We start from the raw sequence: 23091 nt of genomic DNA, 5'->3' as shown, positions 1-23091 counted from the left end.
GGGCTGGCTCAAGGCGGGTCCGGTTCGTCAGGGTTCGCCGTTCAGGCGGCGGACCAGTGTGCTCTGCTCACCGCGGGCGTCGAAGTCGCTGATCATCGCGGCGACCGCCTCGCGGACGAGGCGGCCCCGGTCCACGGGCACTCCGTGCTCGCCGCGCAGCTTGAGGCGGAGCTGTTCCAGGGCCAGCAGCTCGTCCGAGGAGATGTAGACCGTGATCTTGGAGTCGTGGCGCTGCCGCCCGGTGGGTCGCCGGGGCGGCGGCGCGGCCGTGGTCGGCCGGAAGATCTCGTCGGCACCGGGCAGCCTTACCCGACGTGAGCCCACCTTCCGAGCACCTCCCGCGCCAGACCCCGGTATGCGTTCGCGCCCATCGAGTTGGAGTCGAAGAAGGTGATCGGCTCCCCCGCCACGGTCGCGTCAGGGAACCGTACCGTGCGGTTGATGACGGTGTGGAACACCTTGTCGCCGAAGGCCTCGACGATGCGTCCGAGGACCTCGCGGGTGTGCAGGGTGCGCGAGTCGTACATGGTGCCGAGGACGCCGTCGATGACGAGGTCGGGGTTGATCCGGCCCTGCACCTTCTCGATGGTCTCCATCAGCAGCGCGACGCCGCGCATCGCGAAGTACTCGCACTCCAGCGGGATCAGCACGCCCTCGCTGGCGGCCAGCGCGTTGATGGTGAGCAGGCCGAGCGACGGCTGGCAGTCGATGAGGATGTAGTCGTAGTGCTCGACGGCCGACTTCAGCGCCCCCTGCAGGATGTACTCGCGGCCGACCTCGTGGACGAGCTGGACCTCCGCGCCCGACAGGTCGATGTTGCTCGGCAGCAGGTCCATCCCGTCGACACCGGTGTCGATGACGACGTCCTCCCACCCGGTGTCGCGTTCGAGCAGCAGGTTGTGGATCGTCGCGTCGAGCTGGCGCGGGTCGCCCCGGCCCAGGCCGACCGACAGGGCGCCCTGCGGGTCGAAGTCGACGAGCAGGACGCGGCGCCCGAACTCGGCGAGCGCGGCGCCCAGGTTGATGGTCGTGGTGGTCTTGCCGACGCCGCCCTTCTGGTTGCACACGGCCACGATCCGTGCGGGCCCGTGCTCGTCCAGGGGTTCCGGTTCGGGGAACACCGGCGCGGGTCGCTGAGTGGGCCCGAGGCTCCTGCTCGGGTCGGTCTCTATGGTGGCGGAGGAAAGGACTCCATCCGCACCGTTAGTGCTGGTCACCAGATCCCTCCCCGGCGGCCCGGAAATGCCATCCAGAACGGGGACTCTAGGCCCGCCGACTCCGGGTCTCAAGCCGACGCGCGACGAACGTCGCGATTTGTCGGCGCACCGTTCATCCGGTTTGTCCGCCAGACGTGCCCGGATCGGGGCCCACACCGCCCGTGCCGCCGCCCGTGCCGCCGCCGGTCAGCTCCGTGCCCGCGGGTGGGAGGTGGCGTACACCTCGCGCAGCAACTGGACGGTCACCAGCGTGTAGACCTGCGTCGTGGTCACCGAGGCGTGCCCGAGCAGTTCCTGGACGACGCGGACGTCGGCGCCCCCGTCCAGCAGGTGGGTGGCGAACGAGTGCCGCAGCGTGTGCGGGGACACCTCCGACAGCTGCGCCCGGTCGGCGGCGGCGCGCAGCACCATCCACGCGCCCTGCCGCGACAGCCGGCCGCCGCGCGCGTTCAGGAACAGGGCCGGGCCGCCGCGTCCCGCACCGGCGAGTTCGGGACGCGCCCGCACCAGGTAGGCGTCCACGGCCTCGCGGGCGTAGTCCCCGATGGGCACGACGCGGGCCTTGCCGCCCTTGCCTGCGACGCGGGCGAACCCGTCCCGCAGGTCGAGGTCGTCGACGTCGAGGCCGACGGCCTCGGAGATCCGCGCGCCCGACCCGTACAGCAGCTCCAGCAGCGCCCGGTCGCGCAGGCCGCGCGCGGTGCCGGTGTCGCCTCCGGACGGTCCGGCCGCCACGGCGAGGAGCCGCTCGACCTCGTCCAGGGAGATCGCCTTGGGCAGCCGCCGCGGCGGCGTCGGGGGCTTGACGTCGCCGGCGGGGTCGCCCGGGGCGAGGCCCTCGCGCAGCGCGAAGCGGTGCAGCCCGCGGACCGCGGCGAGCGCCCGCGCCGCCGAGCCCGCGGACAGCGGCGGATGCTCGCCGTCGCCCTCCCGCAGGCTCACCAGGTAGGCGCGGACGTCGTCCTCGGTGATCTCGCGGATGGCCCCGCGGCCCCGCCCCTCCTGGACGCGCGCGTAGCGGCGCAGGTCCCGCCGGTAGGAGCTGAGGGTGTTGGCGGCCAGTCCGCGCTCGACGGCGAGGTGCCCGAGGTAGGTCCGCACGGCGGAGCCGAGCGATCCGGCACCGGCGTCCTGCGCGGGGGGAGGCTCGGTGCTCGGGGGGTCCGGGCTCACGGACAGTGAATATTTTTCATCCGGCCCGTCGCCACTGCCGTCACCTGATACCAGCGACCGAGGATGAAAAGTGTTCAGTTGCGGCACCTCTTCCGGCGTGGCGACGGGGACCTGCCCATCATGCCCCCTCGCACGCCGGGCGGGTGCCTCATCCGCGTCAGGTCTCCGGCGCGTCGACCGGGCGCAGCCCGGCGAACCCCGAGGCGCGCGCCGCGTGGACCGCCAGCACGCCCACGCAGGTGATCATGTTGTGCAGCTCGCCGGCCAGCACCTTGCGGACCGCGTCCTCCAGCGGCACCCACACGACCGGCATGTCGGCCTCCTCGTGGACGCGCTCGAAGTCGATCTGGCCCGCCGGCACCTCGGCGACGCCGCGGGCCAGGAAGATGCGGGTGCGCTCGTCGGCCATGCCGGGCGAGGGGAAGACGTCGGCCAGGGTGTCCCAGCGCTCGGCGCGGTATCCGGACTCCTCCAGCAACTCCCGCTCGGCGAGCTTGTGCAGGGGCTCGCCGTCCACGTCCCGCAGCCCGGCGGGCGCCTCCCACAGCAGCCGCCCCACCGGATGCCGGTACTGGCGCAGCAGCAGCACCCGGTCGCGGTCGTCCAGGGCGATGACGCCGACCGAGCCGGTGTGCTCGATCACGTCGCGGCCGACGACCTCGGTGCCGTCGCCGCGCGGCATCTCGACCCGGTCGCTGCGGACGCCGAACACCGGCCCCCGGAAGACCGCGGACTCCGCCACGACCTTCCAGCGTTCGGGACGGTCGCGGACGTCGTCCGGGCCGAGCTCCCCGGCGGGGCTCATGAGCGGGCCACGTCCCCCGCCGCGCCCTCGCCGGTGCGGGCCTCGGCGTAGTCGAGGGCGGCGGCGACCAGGCCGGTGAACAGCGGGTGCGGGCGCGTCGGGCGGGACCGGAACTCCGGATGCGCCTGGGTGCCGACGAAGAACGGGTGGCGGTCGCGCGGCAGCTCCACGTACTCGACCAGGCGGCCGTCGGGCGACAGGCCGGAGAACCGCAGCCCGGCCTCCTCCAGCCGGTCCCGGTAGGCGTTGCCGACCTCGTAGCGGTGCCGGTGCCGCTCGGACACCTTGGCCTCCCCGTACAGGTCCCGGACGATCGACCCCTCGGAGAGGTCGGCCGGGTAGAGGCCGAGCCGCATCGTCCCGCCCATGTCGCGCTCCCCGGCGACGACGTCGAGCTGGTCGCTCATCGTGGCGACGACGGGGTCGGCGGTGGTGGCGTCGAACTCGGCGCTGCCCGCGCCGGCGAGCCCGCCGAGCGTCCGCGCGGCCTCGATGACCATGCACTGGAGCCCGAGGCAGATGCCGAGCAGCGGGACGCGGTTCTCGCGGGCGTGCCGGACGGCGCCGAGCTTGCCCTCGATGCCGCGGACCCCGAACCCGCCGGGGACGAGCACGCCGTCGACGCCGTCGAGTTCGCGCTTGGCGCCCTCGGGGGTCTCGCAGTCGTCGCTCTTCACCCAGCGGATGTGGACCTTGGCGTCGTTGCCGAACCCGCCGTGCCGCAGCGCCTCGGTGACCGACAGGTAGGCGTCGGGCAGGTCGATGTACTTGCCGACCAGCGCGATCGTGACCTCGCGGGCGGGCTTGTGGACGCGCCGCAGCAGCTCGTCCCAGGCGCCCCAGTCCACGTCGCGGAACGGCAGGCCCAGCCGCCGCACCACGTACGCGTCCAGTCCCTCGGAGTGCAGCACCTTCGGGATGTCGTAGATGGACGCCGCGTCGACGGCCGACACCACGGCCTCGCGGTCCACGTCGCACATCAGGCTGATCTTGTGCTTGAGCCCGTCGGTGATCGGCCGGTCGGACCGGCACACGATCGCGTCGGGCTGGATGCCGATGGAGCGCAGCGCGGCGACCGAGTGCTGCGTCGGCTTGGTCTTCAGCTCCCCGGACGGGCCGATGTAGGGCAGCAGCGACACGTGCAGGAAGAGGCAGTTCTCCCGGCCGATCTCGTGCCGGATCTGGCGGACCGCCTCCAGGAACGGCAGCGACTCGATGTCGCCGACGGTCCCGCCCACCTCGGTGATGACGACGTCGACTTCCTCATCGGCGGCCATCCCGATGATCCGGTCCTTGATCTCGTTCGTGATGTGCGGGATCACCTGGACGGTGTCGCCGAGGTACTCCCCGCGCCGCTCCTTGGCGATCACGTTGGAGTAGACCTGGCCGGTGGTGACGTTCGCCGACCCGTGCAGCTCCGTGTCGAGGAACCGCTCGTAGTGCCCTATGTCCAGGTCGGTCTCGGCGCCGTCGTCGGTGACGAAGACCTCGCCGTGCTGGAACGGGTTCATCGTGCCGGGGTCGACGTTGAGGTAGGGGTCGAGCTTCTGCATGGTGACCCGCAGGCCGCGGAGGGTGAGAAGCCGCCCGAGGCTGGACGCCGTCAGTCCCTTGCCGAGGCTGGAGGCGACACCGCCGGTGACGAAGAGGTGCTTGGTAGGCCGTGACCTACCAGTGGCTGCCGAAGGCAAGAAAGCGCTCCCGTGGTCGTTGCGAGGCGGACGATACTCACTGCCCACGGGCTATCAGAATACATGTTCATTGCAGTGCCCTTGGCGTCGGGCCTGGGGGCCCTCCTTCGGCGGGCACTGCGTGCGATCGCCGCATCGCTCCGGCTCGCCCTGGGGGCTCGCTGCGCGATCAGGTTTCTCGCAGGCTCGAAACCTGCCTTCGGACGCGATCGCGACTGTGAGGGTTGTCGCGGGGTTGCGGTGATGGCTGGTGCGGGCGCGCCTTGGGTGATGGCGCGCCTTTCCCGGCGGCGGAGATCGCCGGGCCCAGGAGAAGGATTCAGAGCCTTAGAGACGCGGTGTCGCTCCGGTGGGCATGATCGTGCGGAGTTGGCGGGTCAGTTCGTCGATCAGGGAGCGGGCCTGGTCGGCGGCCTGGCGGGCGGCGTCGCGTTCCTGGGACAGTTCGGCGATCTGCGCGCGCTGCTCGGTGACGGCCTGCGCGAGCTGGTCGACCCACTGGTCGCGCTCGGCGAGCTTCTCCGCGACGGCGTCGCGCTCGGCGGCCATCTGCCGCATACCCGCCACGGCCTTGTCGCGCTCGCGTCCGGCCTGGTCGGACTGGCCGCGGGCCAGGGTCAGCTCGGACTCGGCGCGCGCCTGCGCCTGGACGGCGCCCTCGCGGGCCCGCTCGGCGGCCTCCTTGGCCTGGGCGTTGCCGTCGCGCTCGCGCTCGGCCTTCTTGGCGGCCTCCAGCGACTGCGTGGCCGTGTCGAGGGCCTGCTGGCGCTCGGCCTCGGCGGTCTCGGCCCGTCCCATGGCCTCCTGGACGCGGCGATCGGAATCCTGCGCCCGGCGTTCGGCGTCCTGCGCGCGGCGCTCGTTCTCCTGGGCGCGGCGCTCGGCGACCTCGGCGCGGCGGCGGGACTCGTCGGTCTCCTTGCCTGCGGCGACGACGGCGTGCTGCAGGTTCTGCGCGGTCATCTCGGCGTCGGTGACCTTGGCCCGCAGCGCCGACAGTTCGGCGTGCGCTGCCTCCAGGGCCCGTGACAGCTCCGCGGCCTGCTCGGTGACGCGGTCGCGCTCGGTCTCGGCGGAGCGGCGCCCGGTGACGGCGTCCTCGACGGCGCGGAGCGCGTCGTCGCGGGCCTCGCTCATGGCGTCGCGCTGCTGGATCGCCTGCCGGACGGTGGCCTCGGCCTCGGCGACACGGCGCTCGGCCTGCTCGGCCTGGCCCTGCACCTGCTCCATCTGGGCGCGGGTCTGCTCGGCCTGCGCGCGCGCCTGGTCGGCCTGGATGCGCGCCTGCTCGGCCTGGCCGCGCGCCTGGTCGGCCTGGACGCGTCCCTGCTGGGCCTGGTTCCACGCGGCGGCGGCGTCCCGCTGCGCGTTCTCCTTCTCGGTCTGCAGCGCCGCGATCTGGGTGACGGCCTCGTTCTGGACCTCGGAGACACGACGGTCGACGTCGGCGAACTGCCGCTCGGCCTCGACCGCGCGGCGGTCGGCCTGCTCGGCCTGGCCGCGGGCGCGCTGCACCTCGCCCCACGCGGCGGCCGCGTCCCGCTGCGCGGCCTCCTTCTCCGACTGGACGGCCGCGACCTGGGTGGCGATCTCGTTCTGCGCCTCGCCGAGGCGGCGCTCGGCGTCCACGGCGCGGCGGTCGGCCTGCTCGGCCTGGCCGCGGGCGCGCTGCACCTCGCCCCACGCGGCGGCGGCGTCCCGCTGCGCCGATTCCCGCTCGGCCGCGATGGCCGCGACCTGCGAGGCGATCTCGTTCTGCACGTCGTTGACCTTGCGCTCACCGGCGGCGAGCGCGTCGCCGATGAGGTCGGCCATCTGGCGGAGCCGCTCGACCATGTCCCAGGGCTGGGCCTCGGGCTGCTCGGCGTCGGGCCGCACCATCTCACCGGTTCGGCCGTGCTGCCCGTGGTGTCCCTGCTGCCCGTGCTGGCCCGGCGGCATCTGCTGGCCTTGCTGTCCCTGCTGTCCCTGCTGTCCCTGCTGGCCCTGCTGTCCTTGGTGTCCTTGGTGGCCTTGGTGGCCTTGGTGGCCCTGCTGTCCGTGCTGGCCCTGCCGGGCCTGCGGACCGCTCTGGGCCTGCTGGCCGGGCTGTGCGGGCTGGCCGGGCTGCTGGCCGGGGTGCGGCTGCTGCGCGGCCGGGCCGGGCAGCGCGGGCTTCGACATCTGGATCGGCTGCTGGGCGGCCGGTACCGGCGCCTCGGGCGCGCGGTTCGGGTCGCGCCCCATGGCGCTCCAGGGCGACCCCGCGTCCGGGACTCCGCGGGAACCGCCGGATCCGTTCAGCTCACTCACTGCTCTCCTCGCCTCACGGCTCGGTGCCACGTGAACGCCATGGCCATGCTCATCCTGGTCGCGGCGTCCCTCGCCTGGCGGCTCGTCACTTCGCTCACGTGTCTCCTCGCCTGGCGGCGCCCGGCCGCGTTCGCGGGGGTTGGTGTGCACATCTCGCTCGCTCCGCTACCGGCCCTGATGCCTCGTCGCTTCGCTCACGGAAGGCACTCTAGTCGCGACCAGCGGAGCGTTTGCCCAGTTTGGGGTTTACTTTCTTGATCATCGCAAGGTACCCGCGTCCACAGGAGGCCTGCTCGGGGGCTTTCAGGCGCGTCCACGGCCGGTCACGGCGGGTGCTGCGGGTCACACCGGGCGGGACGCCGGAACGGGTGGGACAATCGCGCCCCATGGAGCTTCGCACCCTGTACCCGCCGATCGAGCCGTACGAATCCGGGCTGCTCGACGTCGGCGACGGCAACCGCCTCTACTGGGAGGTCTGCGGGAACCCCGAGGGCAAGCCCGCGGTCATGCTGCACGGCGGCCCGGGCGCCGGGTGCAGCCCGGCGCACCGGCGGCAGTTCGACCCGGAGGCGTACCGGATCGTCCTGTTCGACCAGCGCAACTGCGGGCGGAGCCTGCCGCACGCGACGGACCCCGAGGTGTCGCTGGAGGCGAACACCACCTGGAACCTGGTCGCCGACATGGAGCGGCTGCGGGAGCACCTGGGCATCGAGCGATGGCTGGTGTTCGGCGGGAGCTGGGGCAGCGCGCTGTCACTGGCGTACGCGCAGACCCATCCCGAGCGAGTGACCGAGCTGGTGCTGCGCGGCATCTTCACGCTGCGGCCGTTCGAGCTGTACTGGTTCTACCAGGAGGGCGCGTCGCTGCTGTTCCCCGACCTGTGGGAGAAGTACGTCGAGCCGATCCCGGAGGACGAGCGCGAGGATCTCATCTCCGCGTTCGCCGAGCGGCTCGCATCCCCGGACCGGGACGTGCGCGTCGCCGCGGCCACGGCGTGGGCGACCTGGGAGGGCTCGACGATCACGCTGCGGCCGGACCCGGAGACGGCCGGCGGCTTCGGCGAGCCCGACTACGCGGTGGCGTTCGCGCGCATCGAGAACCACTACTTCGTCAACGAGGGTTTCTTCGAGGACGACCAGCTGATCCGCGACGTGGGCAAGATCCGCCACATCCCTGCCGTCATCGTGCAGGGCCGCTACGACGTGTGCACCCCGGTCGCCACCGCGTGGGATCTGCACCGCGCGTGGCCCGAGGCGGATTTCCACATCGTGGACGACGCCGGGCACGCCTTCAGCGAGCCGGGAATCCTGCACCATCTGATCGAGGCGACCGACCGTTTCGCCGGGAAACGCGGACCGGATCCGGCGTAGCGCCCGTCCGGGAAAGTCACGATGAATCGGCCACGTCAGAGCAGGAGTCATGACGTGTCCGAATCCCCGTCCGGGCGCGGAGGCCACACCGCGACCCGGTCGGGGTATCCGGGGACCGAAACACCCGGATTCTTACCTCTGAGCCATCCGGTTCTTACCTATCCGGCAGTGAAGCTGCCCCTTGAAGGTCAGCTGAAGGGGCCTCCCAGAGCCCGCGTCAACGCCTTGGCCCACACCCGCCCCAGGGTGCCCGCGACCGGACGACCTCGCGCGATGCGACGTGACGCCCACCGCACCTCGGGCGTTGTCATCGATTTTGAGTGACTTACCTCACACAACCGATACACAAAATCCCTCGCGCGGTCACGACAAAACATTAAGGTGACGTTCAGGAAGCGTCCCGGGGCCATCGCCCGCGCAGTCGGCAGTACCTCCTGCGCAGCACGGGGAAAAGTGGACGGCCGCCCCTCCGAGGGCACGTCGAATTGCACCGAATTCGACAAAGCCTATTACCCTACCCAGCGCATCGCGTCGCTAAACATCCCGCAGATAACATTCCTCTGCGATCACGGCGCGAGATTCGCTAAGTTGCCTGGACATGGCAGCGCAACCCCTGGAATCACCGGCCCGACGCCCCGACACGAACGAGACGAACGCGGACGTGCAACTCCAGGAGCCCAGCCTCGCCGACGGCCCGGAGCTCTGGCGGATGGCCCGGGACTCACGTGTCCTGGACGTCAACTCGCCGTACAGCTACACACTGTGGTGCCGCGATTTCGCGGACACCTCCGTGGTGGCGCGCGACGCCGGCGCCCCGTGCGGCTTCATCACCGGCTACGTCCGCCCGTCCCGGCCCGACACGTTCTTCGTGTGGCAGGTCGCCGTGGACCACGATCATCGCGGCCAGGGCCTCGCCCGCCGCATGCTCGACCGCCTCGCCGACCGGCTCGTCCCGCGCGGGCACCGGTTCCTGGAGGCCACGGTCACGCCGGACAACACCGCTTCCACCGCGATGTTCGAATCGTTCGCCCGGGACCGCGGATGCGAGGTCGCCCGTAGCCCGCTGTTCGGCGCGGAGCACTTCCCCGAGGGGGGACACGAGCCCGAGGTGCTCTTCCGGATCGGCCCGATCACCGACGCGAACTGATCCATCACACACCCCCGTCCGCTCCCCCACACCGACCTGCCTTGGAGGCAGACATGGACGTCTTCGCCCGCATGGAATCGGAAGTCCGCGGCTACTGCCGCGGGTGGCCCACGGTGTTCACCACCGCGCAGGGCAGCTACATGACCGATGAGAACGGCAAGAGCTACCTGGATTTCTTCGCCGGCGCCGGGACTCTCAACTACGGGCACAACAACCCGCAGCTGAAACGCAGGCTGATGGACTATCTCGCGAGCGACGCGGTCGTACACAGCCTGGACATGTACAGCTCCGCCAAGCGGGAGTTCCTGGAACGGTTCGACGAGTACGTGCTCAAGCCGCGCGCGCTGGACTACAAGGTGCAGTTCCCCGGCCCCGCGGGCAACAACTCGGTCGAGGCCGCGCTGAAACTCGCCCGCAAGTACACCGGCCGCGAGTCGGTCATCAGCTTCACCAACGCCTTCCACGGCATGACGCTCGGCGCGCTCGCCGTGACGGGCAACTCGATGAAGCGCACCGGCGCCGGCGTGCCGCTCGGCCACGGTGTCGCGATGCCCTACGACAACTACCTGGACGGCCGGACGCCCGACTTCCTGCTGTTCGAGACGATGCTCGAGGACAGCGGCAGCGGCCTGGACAAGCCCGCCGCCGTGATCGTGGAGACCGTCCAGGGCGAGGGCGGCATCAACGTCGCCACCGCCGAGTGGCTGCGCGGCCTGCAGGACCTGTGCCGCCGGCACGACATCCTGCTCATCGTCGACGACGTCCAGATGGGCTGCGGCCGCACCGGGTCGTTCTTCAGCTTCGAGGAGGCCGGGATCACCCCGGACATCGTCTGCCTGTCCAAGTCGCTCAGCGGCTACGGGCTGCCGTTCGCGATCACGCTGATGAAGCGCGAGCTGGACGTGTGGGACCCGGGAGAGCACAACGGCACCTTCCGCGGCTTCAACCCCGCGTTCGTCACCGCCGTCGGCGCCCTGGAGGACTACTGGGCCGGCGACGACATGGAGAAGGAGACCCTCGCCAAGGGCCAGCAGGTCCAGGCGGCGCTGGAGTCGATCGCGATCACGCACGCGGGCGCCGTGGACTCCGTCCGCGGCCGGGGCCTGGCGTGGGGCCTGGTGATGAACGACGCCGAGATGGCGCCGAAGGTGTGCACCGAGGCGTTCGCGCGCGGGCTGCTGATGGAGACCTCCGGCCCCGAGGGCGAGGTCGTCAAGCTGCTGCCCCCGCTCACCACGACCGAGGCCGAGCTCGGCCAGGGCCTGGAGATCATCGCGGACTCCCTGGAGGCCGTCCGCCAGAAGGTCGCCGTCTGACAGAAGGTCGCCGTCTGACAGAGGGTCGCCGTCTGACAGAGGGTCGCCGTCTGAGCTGAGCGCAACACCGCCCCACCGGGGCCGGGCTCCACCGCGGGTCCGGCCCGGGGCAGAGCTGGAAAGAGGAGATTCATGATTGTTCGTTCCCTTGACGAGATCATCGGCACGGAGCGGGACGTGCAGGCGCCGACCTGGTGCAGCCGCCGGTTCGTCCTCGCCAAGGAGGGCGTGGGCTTCTCGATGCACGAGACGATCCTGTACGCGGGCACCGAGACGAAGATGTGGTACGCGAACCACATCGAGGCCGTGTACTGCATCGAGGGCCAGGGGGAGCTGACCGACGACGAGACGGGCGAGAAGCACAAGCTCGCGCCCGGCGTGATGTACCTGCTGAACGAGCACGACCACCACACGGTCAGGGCCCACACGGACCTGAAGACCGTCTGCGTGTTCAATCCCCCAGTCACCGGCAGGGAGGTCCATGACGAGAACGGGGTCTATCCGCTGCTGACCGAGGAGGACGCATGAGCATCATCGAGTCGCATCCGACCATCGACGACGCCTACCCCACCCGGAAGGCCGCCGAGGCGGCGCTGCTGTACCGGCAGGACCCTGTCGTGTACGGAGCCCCGGAGGACGGGCCGATCGACGGCGCCACCCTCGACTCGTTCGAGACCAACGGCTTCCTGTCCGTCGACCAGCTGATCGCGCCCGAGGAGGTCGAGGACTACCGCGCCGAGCTGCGCCGGCTGTCCGCGGACCCGCGGATCCTGGCCGACGAGCGCACGGTGACCGAGCGCGGCTCGGACGAGGTCCGCTCCATCTTCGAGATCCACAAGATCAGCGAGGTCTTCAACTCCCTCGTCCGCGACCCCCGCGTCGTCGGCCGGGCCCGGCAGCTTCTCGGCTCCGAGGTTTACGTTCACCAGAGCCGGGTCAACTACAAGCCAGGGTTCAGCGGCAAGGAGTTCTACTGGCACTCGGACTTCGAGACCTGGCACGCGGAGGACGGCATGCCCCGGATGCGCGCGGTGAGCATATCCATCGCGCTCACCGAGAATTTCGTGCACAATGGCGGGCTAATGATTATGCCTGGCTCGCACAAGACCTTCGTGGCGTGTGTCGGGGAGACCCCGGACGACCACTACAAGGAGTCCCTGCGCGCTCAGGAGATCGGGACTCCCGACCCCAGCAGCCTGTCGATCCTCGCCGACAAACACGGGATCGAGCTGTTCACAGGGGCTGCGGGCTCTGCCACCATGTTCGACTGCAACTGCATGCACGGCTCGAACGGGAACATCACCCCGTTCCCCCGCTCCAACGTGTTCATCGTGTTCAACAGCGTCGAGAACACCTGTGTCGAACCGTTCTCGGCGCCGGCACCGCGTCCGGAGTTCATCGGCGCCCGCGACTTCACCCCCGTGGGCGGCTGAATGAACACAACAATTGGATAACCCCGACCCACCTTGCTCCCGCGCCCGCGGGGGGCCGCCCAGGTCCCCCGCGGGCGCGGGAGCGCACCCATCCCAGGAGATCGATGATGGCTTCCTCGAGACGCGACTTCCTCCGTACCGCCGTGCTGCTGTCCGCCGCGGCGCCGCTGGCCGCGGCGGGCTGCTCCACGACGGATCCGGAAGAGGAGCGGGCCGGCGGCGGCACGCTGGAGAAGGCGAAGAGCGCGGGGACGATCACCGTTGGCTTCGCCAACGAGGCGCCCTACGGCTTCACCGACCAGTCGGGCAAGCTGACCGGTGAGGCGCCCGAGCTGGCCCGGGTCATCTTCAAGGAACTCGGGATCGGGGAGATCAAGGGCGTCCAGGTCGACTTCGGCGGGCTGATCGGCGGGCTCAACGCCAAGCGCTTCGACGCGATCGCCGCCGGCATGTTCATCACTCCCGAGCGGTGCGCGTCCGCGGCGTTCGCCAACCCCGAGTACGTCGCCAAGAGCGCCTTCATGGTGCCCGAGGGCAACCCGAAGGGCCTCACGGGCGCCAAGGACCCGGCCGAGAAGAAGGCCAGGGTCGGCGTCCTCACCGGCGCGGTCGAGGCCGGCTACGCCGAGAGCACCGGTGTCCCGAAGGGCGACATCAAGACCTACGCCGACCAGGCGAGCGCCTACGAGGCGCTCAAGGCCGAGCGCATCGACTGCATCTGGCTGACCCGCATCTCGCTGGCGGACCTGCTGTCCAAGCACGAGGGCGAGGGCTTCGAGGTCACCGAGCCGTTCACGCCGGTCATCGACGGCAAGGAGCAGTTCGGCGCCGGCGCGTTCGCTTTCCGCAAGGCCGACTCCGACCTGGTGAACGCCTGGAACGAGCAGCTCGCCAAGCTGCAGCAGGAGAACAAGCTGCTGCCGATCCTGCAGCCGTTCGGGTTCACCCAGGCGGAGATGCCCACCGCGGAGGACACGGCCGCCAAGTTCTGCAAGGGCTGATCCCTGGTGGCGGACGTCCTCGAGAGCTATCCCCAGTGGCTCGACGGCGCATGGCTCACCATCCAGCTCACCCTGCTCGGCGGCGCGCTCGCGCTGGTGCTCGCTTTGATCTTCGGTCTGGCGGGCACCTCGCGGCATGCCGGCGTACGCATCCTGAACAGGGTGTACGTGGAGTTCTTCCGCGGTAACGCGACCCTGGTGCTGCTGTACTGGTTCTTCTACGCGCTGCCGCTGATCGGGCTGGAGTTCGCCACGATCTTCGCGGCCGTGCTCGCGCTCGGCCTGAACGTCGGCGCCTACGGCGCCGAGGTGGTCCGCGGCTCGATCCAGGCGGTGCCGAAGGCGCAGTACGAGGCGACGGTGGCACTGAACTTCACGCCGTTCCAGCGGATGCGCCGGGTCCTGCTGCCGCAGGGCTTCGCGCTGATGCTGCCCCCCTTCGGCAACCTGATCATCGAGCTGATGAAAGGGACGGCGATCGTGTCCCTGGTCGGCCTGGTCGACCTGACCCGGGTCTCGAAGAACATCCAGGGCAACACCGGGGAGACCATCGCGGCGTTCTCGGTGGCCCTGATCCTCTACTTCGTGATCGCGCAGGTGCTGCAGTTGTTCGTCCGCTACGCCGAGCGGCGCGTGGACCGCATGCTGGGCCGGCGGCTCCCCAGTGAGCCGTCGCTCAGCACGGTCGCCGCCGGTTCGCCCGGGGCGGGGGTGTCGGGCTGATGACCTGGGACTGGCAGTACTCGGGCGAGATCCTCCCCGATCTGCTGAGCGGGCTGCGCTACACCGTCATCGCGACGCTGGTCGGCTACGTGATCGCCCTGATCCTGGGCCTGGTGTGGACGCTGCTGCGCCGCACGCCGTACACGGTCGTCAACCAGACGGTCCGGTGGGTCACGGAATTCATCAGGTCGACGCCGCTGATCCCGCAGCTGTACTTCGTGTTCTTCGTCCTGCCGTCCTTCGGAATCACGCTGTCGCCGCTGACGGCGGGGATCATCACCCTCGGCATCCACTACTCGACCTACACGGCCGAGGTGTACCGGGCCGGGATCGCCGACGTCCCGAAGGGGCAGTGGGAGGCGTGCACGGCCATCAACCTGCCGAAGTCGCGGGTGTGGCTGGACGTCATCCTGCCGCAGGCGATCCGCCGGGTGATCCCGACGCTCGGCAACTACCTGATCGCGATGTTCAAGGACTCGCCGATGCTGCTGGCGATCAACGTCGCGGAACTGCTGTTCTCCGCCTACCAGGTGGGGTCGCGGACCCTGCAGTTCCTGGAGCCGATCACGATGGTCGGCCTGTTGTTCGTCGTGGTCAGCGTCATATCCTCGATTCTGGTCCGCCGCTTGGAGAGGCGCTATGTCACCACCTGACACTTCACCGGAAGCCCCGTCCCCCGAGGACCCCGGAGGCGTCTCCGCGCCGAAGGACGCCCCGGCGGACACCGGCGTCTCGACGAGCAAGGGCACCAGCACGAGCAAGGACGCCCCGGCCGGCAAGGGCGTCTCCACGGAGAAGGACGGCGCGCCGAAGGAGGGGCCCGCCGCGGACCTTCCGCACGGGAGCGCGCCGGGCATCCGCTTCGAGAAGGTGGTCAAGCGCTTCGGCGACAACGTCGTGCTGCGCGAACTCGACTTCACCGTGGATCCCGGGGAGCGCGTGACGCTCATCGGGCCGAGCGGGTCGGGCAAGACCACCATCCTGCGGCTGCTGATGACGCTGGAGACGCTCAACGAGGGCGTCATCTGGATCGGCGACGAGACGCTGTGGCACATGGAGCGGGGCGGCAAGCGCGTCCCGGCCAACCAGAAGCACCTGCACGAGATGCGCAAGCAGGTCGGCATGGTGTTCCAGCAGTTCAACCTGTTCCCCAACATGAACGTGCTGCGCAACCTCACCGAGGGGCCCGTGCGCGTGCTGGGGGTCTCCAAGGACGAGGCGGTCGAGCGCGCCAAGGGCCTGCTCGACATGGTCGGGCTCGCCGACAAGATCAACGCCCATCCGACCCAGCTGTCGGGCGGCCAGCAGCAGCGGGTGGCGATCGCGCGCGCGCTCGCCATGCAGCCCCGCGTGCTGCTGCTGGACGAGGTCACCTCGGCGCTGGACCCCGAGCTCGTCGTCGGCGTCCAGGACCTGCTGCGCGACATCGCCCGGCAGAGCGACCTGACCCTGCTGTGCGTCACCCACGAGATGGCCTTCGCCAAGGACATCTCCGACCGGGTCCTGATGTTCGACCAGGGCCAGATCGTCGAGGCCGGTCACCCGGACCAGATCTTCGGCGAGCCGGCCGAGCAGCGCACCCGGGACTTCCTGCAGGCGGTTCTGGCCTCCTGACCGTTCCCCTCAGTCGGCGCGTCGCCCACGTCCCCGTCGCCCCGGGGACGCGGGCGACTCTCATGGGTGCCGGGGCGGCCGGGCCCGTCTCCGGCGCGGCTCTCAGCCGACCCCGGGCCAGGCCGCGGCGACGAGTTCCCGCCACTCCGGGACGGGGGCGCCTGCACCGTGCTGGCGCGCGATCTCGCCGGGCAGCGAGCCGATCGGCGCCTTGGCCGGGTTCCGGGCGATCTGGTCGATGATGGCCGCGGTGATCGCCGGTCCGCCGCCGGCCCTGGGGAACGCGCCGTGTGCGCGGTCGGCGAGGCCCTCGGGGAGCGTCCCGGCGCCGAGCCCGGTGATGTCGGCGCTGGTCCCGGCGTGGGTGAGGGCGATCTCCGGCCGCATCCGGTGGGCGATGCCCAGGCTGGAGTGCAGCGCGATCGCCTCCCACGCGACCCGGACGCGTTCGTCGTCCAGCCCGTGCCCGCTGAGGAACTCCGCGGCGCGGTCGGCGCCGTCCACTTCGAACCGCTGGGCGCCGTCCCCCCTCTCGGTGAGTCCTATGTCGTGCAGGACGCTCGCCAGGAAGAGCACCTCGTCGTCGTAGTCGGCGGCGGGACGCAGCCCCCGCCGTTCCCCGATGGCGCGGGCGAACAGGTAGGTTCGCGCGCTGTGGTTGGCGATCGCCTCCGTCCCTTCGGAGAACACCAGGTCGTAGGCCTTGCGGGTCAGGTCGGTGTCGGGCAGGGAGAACTCGGCGAAGTGGTCGGCCATCGGGGCTCCTCGAACGTGATCGGGTGGACGCCATCGATCGTCCGCTGCGGCGCCGCCCTCCGGCCAGTGTCCGGATTGCCGATGTGCGCTATGTTCTGGCCATGCATGTGGTGGCGGTACTCGCGCTGGACGGTGTGGCGGCGTTCGACCTGTCGGTCCCGGGCCAGGTGTTCGGCACGACGACCACGTCCGGGAACGTCCCGCTGTACGAGGTGCGGGCGTGCACCCCGCCGGGCGGCGCGGAGACGTCCCCGATGCTGGGCCGCATGCGGCTGGAGACACCGTTCGGCCTGGACGCGCTCGCGACGGCCGACACGATCGTCGTCCCGGGCCACGAGGACGTGCGGGCCGTCCCGCCCGCCGAGGTGCTGGACGCCCTGCGCGACGCGGCGGACCGCGGCACGAGGATCGCGTCCATCTGCGTCGGCGCGTTCGTCCTCGCGGCCGCCGGGCTGCTCGACGGGCGGCGCGCCACCACGCACTGGAGCTACGCGAAGGCGCTGGCGCGGCGGTATCCGGACGTCGAGGTCGACCCGTCGGTGCTGTACGTGGACGGCGGGCGGACGCTGACCTCCGCCGGGGTCGCGGCGGGGATCGACCTGTGCCTGCACATCGTCCGCCAGGACCACGGCTCGGCGACGGCCGCCCGGACGGCGCGCCGCATCATCATGCCGCCGCAGCGGGACGGCGGGCAGGCCCAGTACATCCGGCACGAGGACCCGCCGGACGACGCGGCGGCCCTGCAGCCGACGCTGGCCTGGCTGGAGACCAACCTGCACCGGCCGCTGACCCTGGACGACATCGCGCGCCACGCGTCCGTCAGCGTCCGGACGCTGACCCGGAGGTTCCGCGAGCAGGCGGGCACGACACCGCTGCGATGGCTGTCGCGCGCCCGCGTCCACCGCGCGCAGCAGCTCCTGGAGACGACGGACCTGCCGGTCGAGCGCGTCGCCGCCGAGGCGGGCTTCGGGTCGCCGGTGACGTTGCGCGCCCATTTCGCCCGAAGCGTCGGCGCCTCACCGCTGACCTACCGCAACGCCTTCCGCGCGCGGACGCCGTCCTCCTGATCCCGGCCCGCCCCGCCGTGGATTGCACCGAACGTCATTCGGTACGGTTGCCGGGTAATCGTGGAGGGGCGAGGTTGGAGTGATGGGCACAGCGATCGCAGGACTCGGGATGACCGAGCTCGGCAAGGTGTACGGGCGCAGCCCCCGGCGGCTCGCCGCCGACGCGGTGCGGCTCTCGGTCGCCGACGCGGGGCTGGAGCTCGGCGACCTGGACGGGCTGCTGGTCAGCCACGGCATGGGCGGCTCCCCCGGCATCGAGCTGGCGGGCGCCCTCGGACTCCGCGACCTGCGGCTGCTCTCCCAGGTCAACGCGTTCGGCGCGACCGCCGGGGCGATGCTGTCGTACGCGGCGATGTCGGTACTGAGCGGCACGGCCACCACCGTCGCCTGCGTGTTCGCGGACGCGCCGCTGAAGCCGAAGAAGTCGGCCGGCTCGGCGTACAACCGCGACGCCCGCGAATGGTACGGGTTCGGCGGGATGACCGCGGCGCTCGGGCTGCGCAGCGTCAACTCGTTCTACGCCCTCGCCGCCCAGCGGCACATGACCCGCTTCGGCACCACGAGCGAGCAGCTCGGCGCGATCGCCGTGTCGACCCGCGAGTGGGCGTCGCGCAACCCGGCGGCCCAGATGCGCGAGCCGATCACCCTCGCCGACCACCAGGAGTCCCGCTGGGTGTCCGAGCCGCTGCACCTGCTGGACTGCTGCCTGGTCTCCAACGGCGCCATCGCCGTCGTGGTCACCAGCGCCGACCGGGCCCGCGACCTGGCCCGGCCGCCCGTCCACCTGTGGGGCTGGGGGCAGGGCCATCCCGGGCACCGCAAGGAGCGCGGCAGCGAGTTCGGCCTGACGACGGGCGCCGCCTCGTCGGGCGCGACGGCGATGAAGATGGCGGGGATCACCCCGTCCGACGTCGACGTGTGCGAGCTGTACGACTGCTACACCTACACGGTCCTGGTGTCGCTGGAGGACTACGGGTTCTGCGCCAAGGGCGAGGGCGGCGCGTTCGCCGCGTCCGGCGCGCTCGGCCCCGGCGGGTCGCTGCCGACCAACACCGGCGGCGGCCAGCTCTCGGCGTACTACATGTGGGGCATGACGCCCCTGTCGGAGGCCGTGATCCAGGCGCGCGGGGACGGCGGCGAGCGGCAGGCCCCGTCCAGCGACGTGATCCTCGTCAGCGGCAACGGCGGCATCCTCGACCACCACTCGACCCTCATCGTCAGCCCGCACGAGAAGGGGGCCTGAGCCATGGACATCGGTGTTCTGCGGCGGGACGGCCGCACCGACCCGTTCTTCGACGGAACCGCCGCCGACCGGCTGGTCATCAGGCACTGCGAGCCCTGCGACCGCTGGTTCGCGCCGGACGAGACCGGCTGCCCCGAGTGCGGCGGCGAGGACCTCGCCTGGGCCGAGTCGAGCGGCCGGGCGAGCCTGGTCACCTGGACCGTCACGCATTCCCGGGACGGCGCCGAGCCCCCGGCCTGCCTGGCGCTGGTCGAGCTGGCGGAAGGCCCCTGGCTGCACACCCGCCTGGACGGCGTCGACCCGGCCTCCCTGCGCGAGGGACTCCCCCTCCGCGCGGCGTTCGTGCACCCGGACGAGGGCGAGTCGTACGTCCTCTTCCGCCAGTAGACCGAATGGCGTTCGGTCCAGTAGCGTTCGGGGCATGAACACCGAGGTCTGCGCACGGTTCGGCATCGAGTTCCCGCTGTTCGCCTTCAGCCACTGCCGCGACGTCGTCGCCGCCGTGACCAACGCGGGCGGCTTCGGCGTCCTCGGGGCCGTCGCCTACTCCCCCGACCGGCTCGAAGAGGAGCTGAGCTGGATCGACGACCACGTCGGCGGCCGCCCCTACGGGGTGGACGTCCTGGTCCCCGGCAAGATCGACAAGGCGGCCGAGGGCGGCGGCGGCCTCGACGCCATGCTCGCCGCGGTCCCCGACGAGCACTGGAACTTCCTCGTCGGCCTGTTCGCCAAGTACGACGTCCCGCTGCCCGACTTCGAGAAGGCCAAGCGCTCGAACTCCGACGAGGGCGCGCGGGTCACCGCGAAGGGCGCGACCGAGCTGATCGACGTGTCGCTCGCCCACCCCATCGGCCTCATCGCCAGCGCCCTCGGCACCCCTCCCCCGCTCATGGTGGAGAAGGCGAAGGCCGCCGGGATCCCCGTCGCCGCGCTCGTCGGCACGTCCGAGCACGCCCGCCGCCAGGTCGCCGCCGATGTCGACCTGATCGTCGCGCAGGGCGGGGAGGCGGGCGGCCACACCGGGGAGATCTCCACGATGGTCCTGGTCCCCGAGGTCGTCGACACCGTCGCCCCCGTGCCCGTCCTCGCCGCCGGCGGCATCGCCACCGGCCGCCAGATGGCCGCCGCCCTGGCCCTCGGCGCGTCCGGCGTCTGGTGCGGCTCGGTCTGGCTCACCACCGAGGAGGCCGAGACGCCTCCGCAGGTGAAGGAGAAGATGCTCGCCGCCTCGTCCCGCGACACGGTCCGCTCCCGGTCCCGCACGGGCAAGCCCGCCCGCCAGCTCCGCTCCGCCTGGACGGACGAGTGGGAGAGCCCGGCCAGCCCCGGCCCCCTCGGCATGCCGCTGCAGATGATCGTCGCCGAGGGCGCGATGCGCCAGATCACCAAGATCGCCGAATCCGGCAACCCCGGCGCCCGCAACCTCGCCAACTACTTCGTCGGCCAGTGCGTCGGCCTCATGACCACCGTCAAGCCCGCCCGCCAGGTCGTCTACGACATGGTCGACGACTTCGCCAACGCCATCGACCGCCTCAACACCATCACCGGCGGCGACTGAGGTTCTCCGCCCCCGTCAGGGAGTCGGCGTAGTGATCGAAGAAGAGCCGGGCGACCAGGTCGCCGCGTGAAGCGGCACCCGACTTGGTGAAGATCGACTTCAGGTGGTCCTGCACCGTGTAGGACGACACGCGCAGCCTGTCGGCGATCTGCCTGGTGGACAGCCCTCGCGCCACCAGTTCGGTGACCCGCCGCTCCCGGTCGGTGAACCCGTAGGCGGCGACGATCAGGGGCGCCATCTCGGCCGGGCGAGCCGGTTCGAACATCACCGCGACGGGCGACTCAGGGCCGTGCCCCAGCAGCGAGCCCCGGACGATCAACCACCGCCCGGACCTGGTGCGCACCCGCGCCGTGGCCGGCCGGGCACCGGCCGGGGCCGCACCCGCCCCCGGCGCGCCCAGGGCACGGGCCTGGCGGGCGACGGCGGGAACCACCAGCGGCAGCCGGGTCCCCGCCCTGCCGCCGGTGTCCAGCTCGTCCAGGCGGAGCTCCGCAGCCGGGTTGGACATGCGCACGCCGTCATCGGGGTCGAGGACCAGCATGCCGACATCGGCGTCACCGGCGTTCGCGCCGTCGAGCAGCAGCCCCCGCCGGAGCCCCTCTGCGATCAGTCCAGACAGGGACGACGCGAACCGCACCTCGGCCGACGAGAAGTGCGGGCGCTCCGCCTCGCGGAACACGGTCAGCTGGCCCCATGTCCCGGTGCCGTCCGCGAGCACGACCCGCAGTTCGTCGGAGAAGCCCCCGGGCCGGCGGATCTCCCGCTGGCGCAGGCTGCGGTCGAGGTCGCCCTCCGTCGCATCGCCGAGGCCGGCCGCCGGACGGCCCGCACGGGCGAGGTCGGCCCATTTGTTGAAGTCCGGCTCCCGTATCTCGATCTCGACCATCCGGAGCAGCTCGTCCGCGGGCATCCCGTTCTCGACGTACTCCGCGGTCGGGAGCATGGTCGCCGGGTCGGCCGTCATCAGGCAGGTGCCCATGGCGGGCACCGCCCGCACCAGCGCGTCGCCGACGGCCCGCGAGAACTCGTCCACCGTCAGGCCCCGGTGAACCATCCGCACGATGTCGTCGCGGACGCGCGCGTACACCGGAGCGTCGACCACGCCGCGACCCTATCCCGGCCTTCCGGCGCCATCCCGGAAATCTGGGATTCACCCACGCCCCATGACGCAACATGCTGGGCGGACGGGCCGACGGCCACGGGCGTGGACGCCGCACGGGCGGGGGACAAGCCGTGCACGGGCGTGTGCGCGCGGTGGGCCCGCCGTCACGAGAGGAAGCACCTTCCATGTCCACAAGCGAGAGGCACCCGGCGAGCGACTTCGCCGCCGGTAGATCGGGAGCCGCGATGAGCAAGGTCGTGCTGTGCATGTCGATGTCGGTGGACGGCTTCATCGCCGGCCCGGACGACGGCCCGGCTCATGGCCTCGGGGTCGGCGGAGAGCGTCTGCACGACTGGCTGCGCCCCGGAGGTGTGGACCCGCTTTCGCACCGGCCCGCCGGCGGCCCCGGCGCGACGGTCTTCGACGAGCTGCTGGGCACGGGAGCGGTGATCACCGGACGGCGCACCTTCGAGTTCGCCGGCGGCTGGGCGGGCGACCACCACGACGGGGTCCCGATCTTCGTGCTCACCCGCACCGCGCCCGAGGAGCCCCCGCCGGGCCATGCGCGCTACGTCACCGAGGGCGTCGAATCCTGCGTCGCGCAGGCGAAGGCCGCCGCCTCCGGCCGGGACATCCTCCTGCACGGTGCCGCGACCGCGCAGGAGTGCCTCCGCGCCGGCCTGCTGGACGAGCTGGAGCTGCAGATCGTGCCGGTCCTGCTCGGGCAGGGCCGCCGCCTGTTCGAGGACATGCCGCCCGACCACATCGAGCTCGAACTGCTCCGTGCCCTGGAGTCACCGGATGTGCAGTTCCTGCGCTACCGCGTCCGTCGGGAGGCCTGACCCATGGCGGTGATCCGGCTGGACATGACCATGTCCCTGGACGGCTACGTCGCGGGACCGGACGACGGCGTCGGCGAACCGATGGGCGTCCGCGGGGGCCGTCTCTTCAACTGGCTCGACCGGCGCAACGACCCGGGACCGAGCGGCCAGGTGTACGCGGAGGCGATGGCCACCCGCGCCGTCATCGCCGGCCGCCGCACCTATGAGCACGCCGGCCGCTGGCAGGGCGACCACCACGACGGCGTCCCGGTATTCGTCCTCACCCACGACGTCCCGGACGAGGCACCGCCGGGCAGCGTCCGCTACGTCACCGATGTACATGAATGCGCCTCGCTGGCCCGCGAGGCGGCCGGAGACGGCGACATCATGGTGCACGGGGCCGGGGCGGCGCAGGCGCTGCTGCGGGCCGGGCAGATCGACGAGCTGGAACTGCACGTCGTACCGGTCCTGCTCGGGCAGGGACGACGGCTGTTCGACCACCTTCCGGCGGAGCACATCGAGCTCCGCCTGATCCGCCGACTGGCCACTCCGGAGAGCACGGAGCCGGCGCAGCACGCCATGCACCTGCGCTACCGCGTCCATGGCAAGTGAGGGCAGCGTCCATCCGCGGCGCCCTAGGCCGTGTTTAGGAAGTCCGGTTCGGGCGGCATGTCGCATCCAGAGATGAGTGAGGTCTCCGGTAGATGGATCAACGACCAAGAAGACCATCAACACCGGAGACCTCGTGCCCAGCGTATCGAT

The 23091-nt window shown here is 71.3% G+C and carries 23 protein-coding genes; 15 read left to right on the top strand and 8 right to left on the bottom strand.

Annotated elements, in window-relative coordinates; translation table 11 throughout:
* Positions 1-27: 27 nt before the first annotated feature.
* From E1285_RS29920 to E1285_RS46850, 6 genes are all read right to left on the bottom strand, one after another.
* A complete protein-coding gene (locus tag E1285_RS29920) occupies positions 28-303 on the bottom strand; it encodes a hypothetical protein (protein WP_243723140.1) in 276 nt (91 codons plus the stop codon).
* 2 nt (positions 304-305) lie between these two features.
* The gene (locus E1285_RS29915; RefSeq protein WP_243723139.1) at positions 306-1172 is read right to left on the bottom strand and encodes a ParA family protein; all 867 of its coding nucleotides are present in this window, start codon (positions 1170-1172) and stop codon (positions 306-308) included.
* A 231-nt stretch (positions 1173-1403) separates the two neighbouring features.
* Positions 1404-2318 (bottom strand): site-specific tyrosine recombinase XerD, encoded by a 915-nt coding sequence (gene xerD / locus E1285_RS29910; protein WP_243723138.1) that lies wholly within the window; start codon positions 2316-2318, stop codon positions 1404-1406.
* 229 nt (positions 2319-2547) lie between these two features.
* A complete protein-coding gene (locus tag E1285_RS29905) occupies positions 2548-3195 on the bottom strand; it encodes an NUDIX hydrolase (protein ID WP_132157906.1) in 648 nt (215 codons plus the stop codon).
* The gene (locus E1285_RS29900) at positions 3192-4886 is read right to left on the bottom strand and encodes a CTP synthase (protein WP_132157905.1); all 1695 of its coding nucleotides are present in this window, start codon (positions 4884-4886) and stop codon (positions 3192-3194) included. Before E1285_RS29900 ends, E1285_RS29905 begins: the two co-directional genes overlap by 4 nt.
* A gap of 327 nt (positions 4887-5213) precedes the next feature.
* Entirely contained in the window at positions 5214-7178 is a 1965-nt protein-coding gene (locus E1285_RS46850) for a hypothetical protein (RefSeq protein ID WP_132157904.1), read from the bottom strand.
* Between the two features lie 386 nt (positions 7179-7564).
* Here E1285_RS46850 and pip point away from each other — a divergent pair, with 386 nt between their 5' ends.
* From pip to ehuA, 9 genes are all read left to right on the top strand, one after another.
* On the top strand, positions 7565-8548 hold the full coding sequence (gene pip, locus E1285_RS29890; RefSeq protein ID WP_132157903.1) for a prolyl aminopeptidase: 984 nt from the start codon (positions 7565-7567) through the stop codon (positions 8546-8548).
* Positions 8549-9146: 598 nt separating this feature from the next.
* Positions 9147-9695 carry a diaminobutyrate acetyltransferase gene (gene ectA / locus E1285_RS29885; RefSeq protein ID WP_132157902.1) on the top strand — a complete coding sequence of 183 codons (549 nt, stop codon included), beginning with the start codon at positions 9147-9149 and terminating at the stop codon, positions 9693-9695.
* Positions 9696-9748: 53 nt separating this feature from the next.
* The gene (ectB, locus tag E1285_RS29880; protein WP_132157901.1) at positions 9749-11011 is read left to right on the top strand and encodes a diaminobutyrate--2-oxoglutarate transaminase; all 1263 of its coding nucleotides are present in this window, start codon (positions 9749-9751) and stop codon (positions 11009-11011) included.
* Positions 11012-11143: 132 nt separating this feature from the next.
* Positions 11144-11539 carry an ectoine synthase gene (locus tag E1285_RS29875; protein ID WP_131882691.1) on the top strand — a complete coding sequence of 132 codons (396 nt, stop codon included), beginning with the start codon at positions 11144-11146 and terminating at the stop codon, positions 11537-11539.
* The gene (gene thpD / locus E1285_RS29870; RefSeq protein WP_132157900.1) at positions 11536-12444 is read left to right on the top strand and encodes an ectoine hydroxylase; all 909 of its coding nucleotides are present in this window, start codon (positions 11536-11538) and stop codon (positions 12442-12444) included. The genes E1285_RS29875 and thpD overlap by 4 nt, the downstream gene beginning before the upstream one ends.
* Positions 12445-12551: 107 nt before the next feature.
* On the top strand, positions 12552-13445 hold the full coding sequence (gene ehuB, locus E1285_RS29865) for an ectoine/hydroxyectoine ABC transporter substrate-binding protein EhuB (protein WP_132157899.1): 894 nt from the start codon (positions 12552-12554) through the stop codon (positions 13443-13445).
* 6 nt (positions 13446-13451) lie between these two features.
* Positions 13452-14168 carry an ectoine/hydroxyectoine ABC transporter permease subunit EhuC gene (gene ehuC / locus E1285_RS29860; protein ID WP_132157898.1) on the top strand — a complete coding sequence of 239 codons (717 nt, stop codon included), beginning with the start codon at positions 13452-13454 and terminating at the stop codon, positions 14166-14168.
* Complete coding sequence (ehuD, locus tag E1285_RS29855; protein ID WP_132157897.1) at positions 14168-14821, top strand: ectoine/hydroxyectoine ABC transporter permease subunit EhuD; 654 nt, start codon at positions 14168-14170, stop codon at positions 14819-14821. The genes ehuC and ehuD overlap by 1 nt, the downstream gene beginning before the upstream one ends.
* The gene (gene ehuA, locus E1285_RS29850; protein WP_243723136.1) at positions 14808-15782 is read left to right on the top strand and encodes an ectoine/hydroxyectoine ABC transporter ATP-binding protein EhuA; all 975 of its coding nucleotides are present in this window, start codon (positions 14808-14810) and stop codon (positions 15780-15782) included. The genes ehuD and ehuA overlap by 14 nt, the downstream gene beginning before the upstream one ends.
* A 102-nt stretch (positions 15783-15884) precedes the next feature.
* Here the strand turns inward: ehuA and E1285_RS29845 are convergent, their stop codons facing one another.
* Positions 15885-16538, bottom strand: coding sequence for an HD domain-containing protein (locus tag E1285_RS29845; protein ID WP_132157896.1), 654 nt, complete (start codon positions 16536-16538; stop codon positions 15885-15887).
* Positions 16539-16561: 23 nt separating this feature from the next.
* On the opposite strand from E1285_RS29845, the gene E1285_RS29840 reads away from it, so the two are divergent.
* From E1285_RS29840 to E1285_RS29825, 4 genes are all read left to right on the top strand, one after another.
* A complete protein-coding gene (locus tag E1285_RS29840) occupies positions 16562-17605 on the top strand; it encodes a helix-turn-helix domain-containing protein (protein ID WP_347814108.1) in 1044 nt (347 codons plus the stop codon).
* Between the two features lie 82 nt (positions 17606-17687).
* A complete protein-coding gene (locus E1285_RS29835; protein ID WP_132157895.1) occupies positions 17688-18848 on the top strand; it encodes a thiolase family protein in 1161 nt (386 codons plus the stop codon).
* 3 nt (positions 18849-18851) lie between these two features.
* Positions 18852-19235 (top strand): OB-fold domain-containing protein, encoded by a 384-nt coding sequence (locus tag E1285_RS29830; RefSeq protein ID WP_132157894.1) that lies wholly within the window; start codon positions 18852-18854, stop codon positions 19233-19235.
* 34 nt (positions 19236-19269) lie between these two features.
* The gene (locus tag E1285_RS29825) at positions 19270-20406 is read left to right on the top strand and encodes a nitronate monooxygenase (protein WP_132157893.1); all 1137 of its coding nucleotides are present in this window, start codon (positions 19270-19272) and stop codon (positions 20404-20406) included.
* Here the strand turns inward: E1285_RS29825 and E1285_RS29820 are convergent.
* A complete protein-coding gene (locus E1285_RS29820; RefSeq protein WP_132157892.1) occupies positions 20390-21508 on the bottom strand; it encodes a helix-turn-helix transcriptional regulator in 1119 nt (372 codons plus the stop codon). The two genes, E1285_RS29825 and E1285_RS29820, sit on opposite strands and share 17 nt — an antisense overlap.
* Positions 21509-21693: 185 nt before the next feature.
* Between E1285_RS29820 and E1285_RS29815 the strand changes: the two genes are divergently transcribed.
* A complete protein-coding gene (locus tag E1285_RS29815) occupies positions 21694-22350 on the top strand; it encodes a dihydrofolate reductase family protein (RefSeq protein WP_207946923.1) in 657 nt (218 codons plus the stop codon).
* A 3-nt stretch (positions 22351-22353) separates the two neighbouring features.
* Positions 22354-22941 (top strand): dihydrofolate reductase family protein, encoded by a 588-nt coding sequence (locus tag E1285_RS29810; protein WP_132157891.1) that lies wholly within the window; start codon positions 22354-22356, stop codon positions 22939-22941.
* Positions 22942-23091: the final 150 nt, after the last annotated feature.

This window comes from Actinomadura sp. 7K507 (assembly GCF_004348425.1).
Taxonomy (GTDB): Bacteria; Actinomycetota; Actinomycetes; order Streptosporangiales; family Streptosporangiaceae; genus Spirillospora.
The sequence above is the reverse complement of the archived record's forward strand: the minus strand, read 5'-3'. Positions and strand labels throughout refer to the sequence as shown.

Bases quoted from the DNA above. Each gene is read 5' to 3' on its own strand.
- ehuB (WP_132157899.1), top strand. From the start codon at position 12,552: ATGGCTTCCTCGAGACGCGACTTCCTCCGTACCGCCGTGCTGCTGTCC.
- ehuD (WP_132157897.1), top strand. From the start codon at position 14,168: ATGACCTGGGACTGGCAGTACTCGGGCGAGATCCTCCCCGATCTGCTG.
- E1285_RS29825 (WP_132157893.1), top strand. From the start codon at position 19,270: ATGAACACCGAGGTCTGCGCACGGTTCGGCATCGAGTTCCCGCTGTTC.
- E1285_RS29875 (WP_131882691.1), top strand. From the start codon at position 11,144: ATGATTGTTCGTTCCCTTGACGAGATCATCGGCACGGAGCGGGACGTG.
- pip (WP_132157903.1), top strand. From the start codon at position 7,565: ATGGAGCTTCGCACCCTGTACCCGCCGATCGAGCCGTACGAATCCGGG.
- E1285_RS29835 (WP_132157895.1), top strand. From the start codon at position 17,688: ATGGGCACAGCGATCGCAGGACTCGGGATGACCGAGCTCGGCAAGGTG.
- thpD (WP_132157900.1), top strand. From the start codon at position 11,536: ATGAGCATCATCGAGTCGCATCCGACCATCGACGACGCCTACCCCACC.
- E1285_RS29905 (WP_132157906.1), bottom strand. From the start codon at position 3,195: ATGAGCCCCGCCGGGGAGCTCGGCCCGGACGACGTCCGCGACCGTCCC.
- ectA (WP_132157902.1), top strand. From the start codon at position 9,147: ATGGCAGCGCAACCCCTGGAATCACCGGCCCGACGCCCCGACACGAAC.
- E1285_RS29815 (WP_207946923.1), top strand. From the start codon at position 21,694: ATGTCCACAAGCGAGAGGCACCCGGCGAGCGACTTCGCCGCCGGTAGA.
- ectB (WP_132157901.1), top strand. From the start codon at position 9,749: ATGGACGTCTTCGCCCGCATGGAATCGGAAGTCCGCGGCTACTGCCGC.
- ehuA (WP_243723136.1), top strand. From the start codon at position 14,808: ATGTCACCACCTGACACTTCACCGGAAGCCCCGTCCCCCGAGGACCCC.
- E1285_RS29845 (WP_132157896.1), bottom strand. From the start codon at position 16,538: ATGGCCGACCACTTCGCCGAGTTCTCCCTGCCCGACACCGACCTGACC.
- E1285_RS29830 (WP_132157894.1), top strand. From the start codon at position 18,852: ATGGACATCGGTGTTCTGCGGCGGGACGGCCGCACCGACCCGTTCTTC.
- E1285_RS29810 (WP_132157891.1), top strand. From the start codon at position 22,354: ATGGCGGTGATCCGGCTGGACATGACCATGTCCCTGGACGGCTACGTC.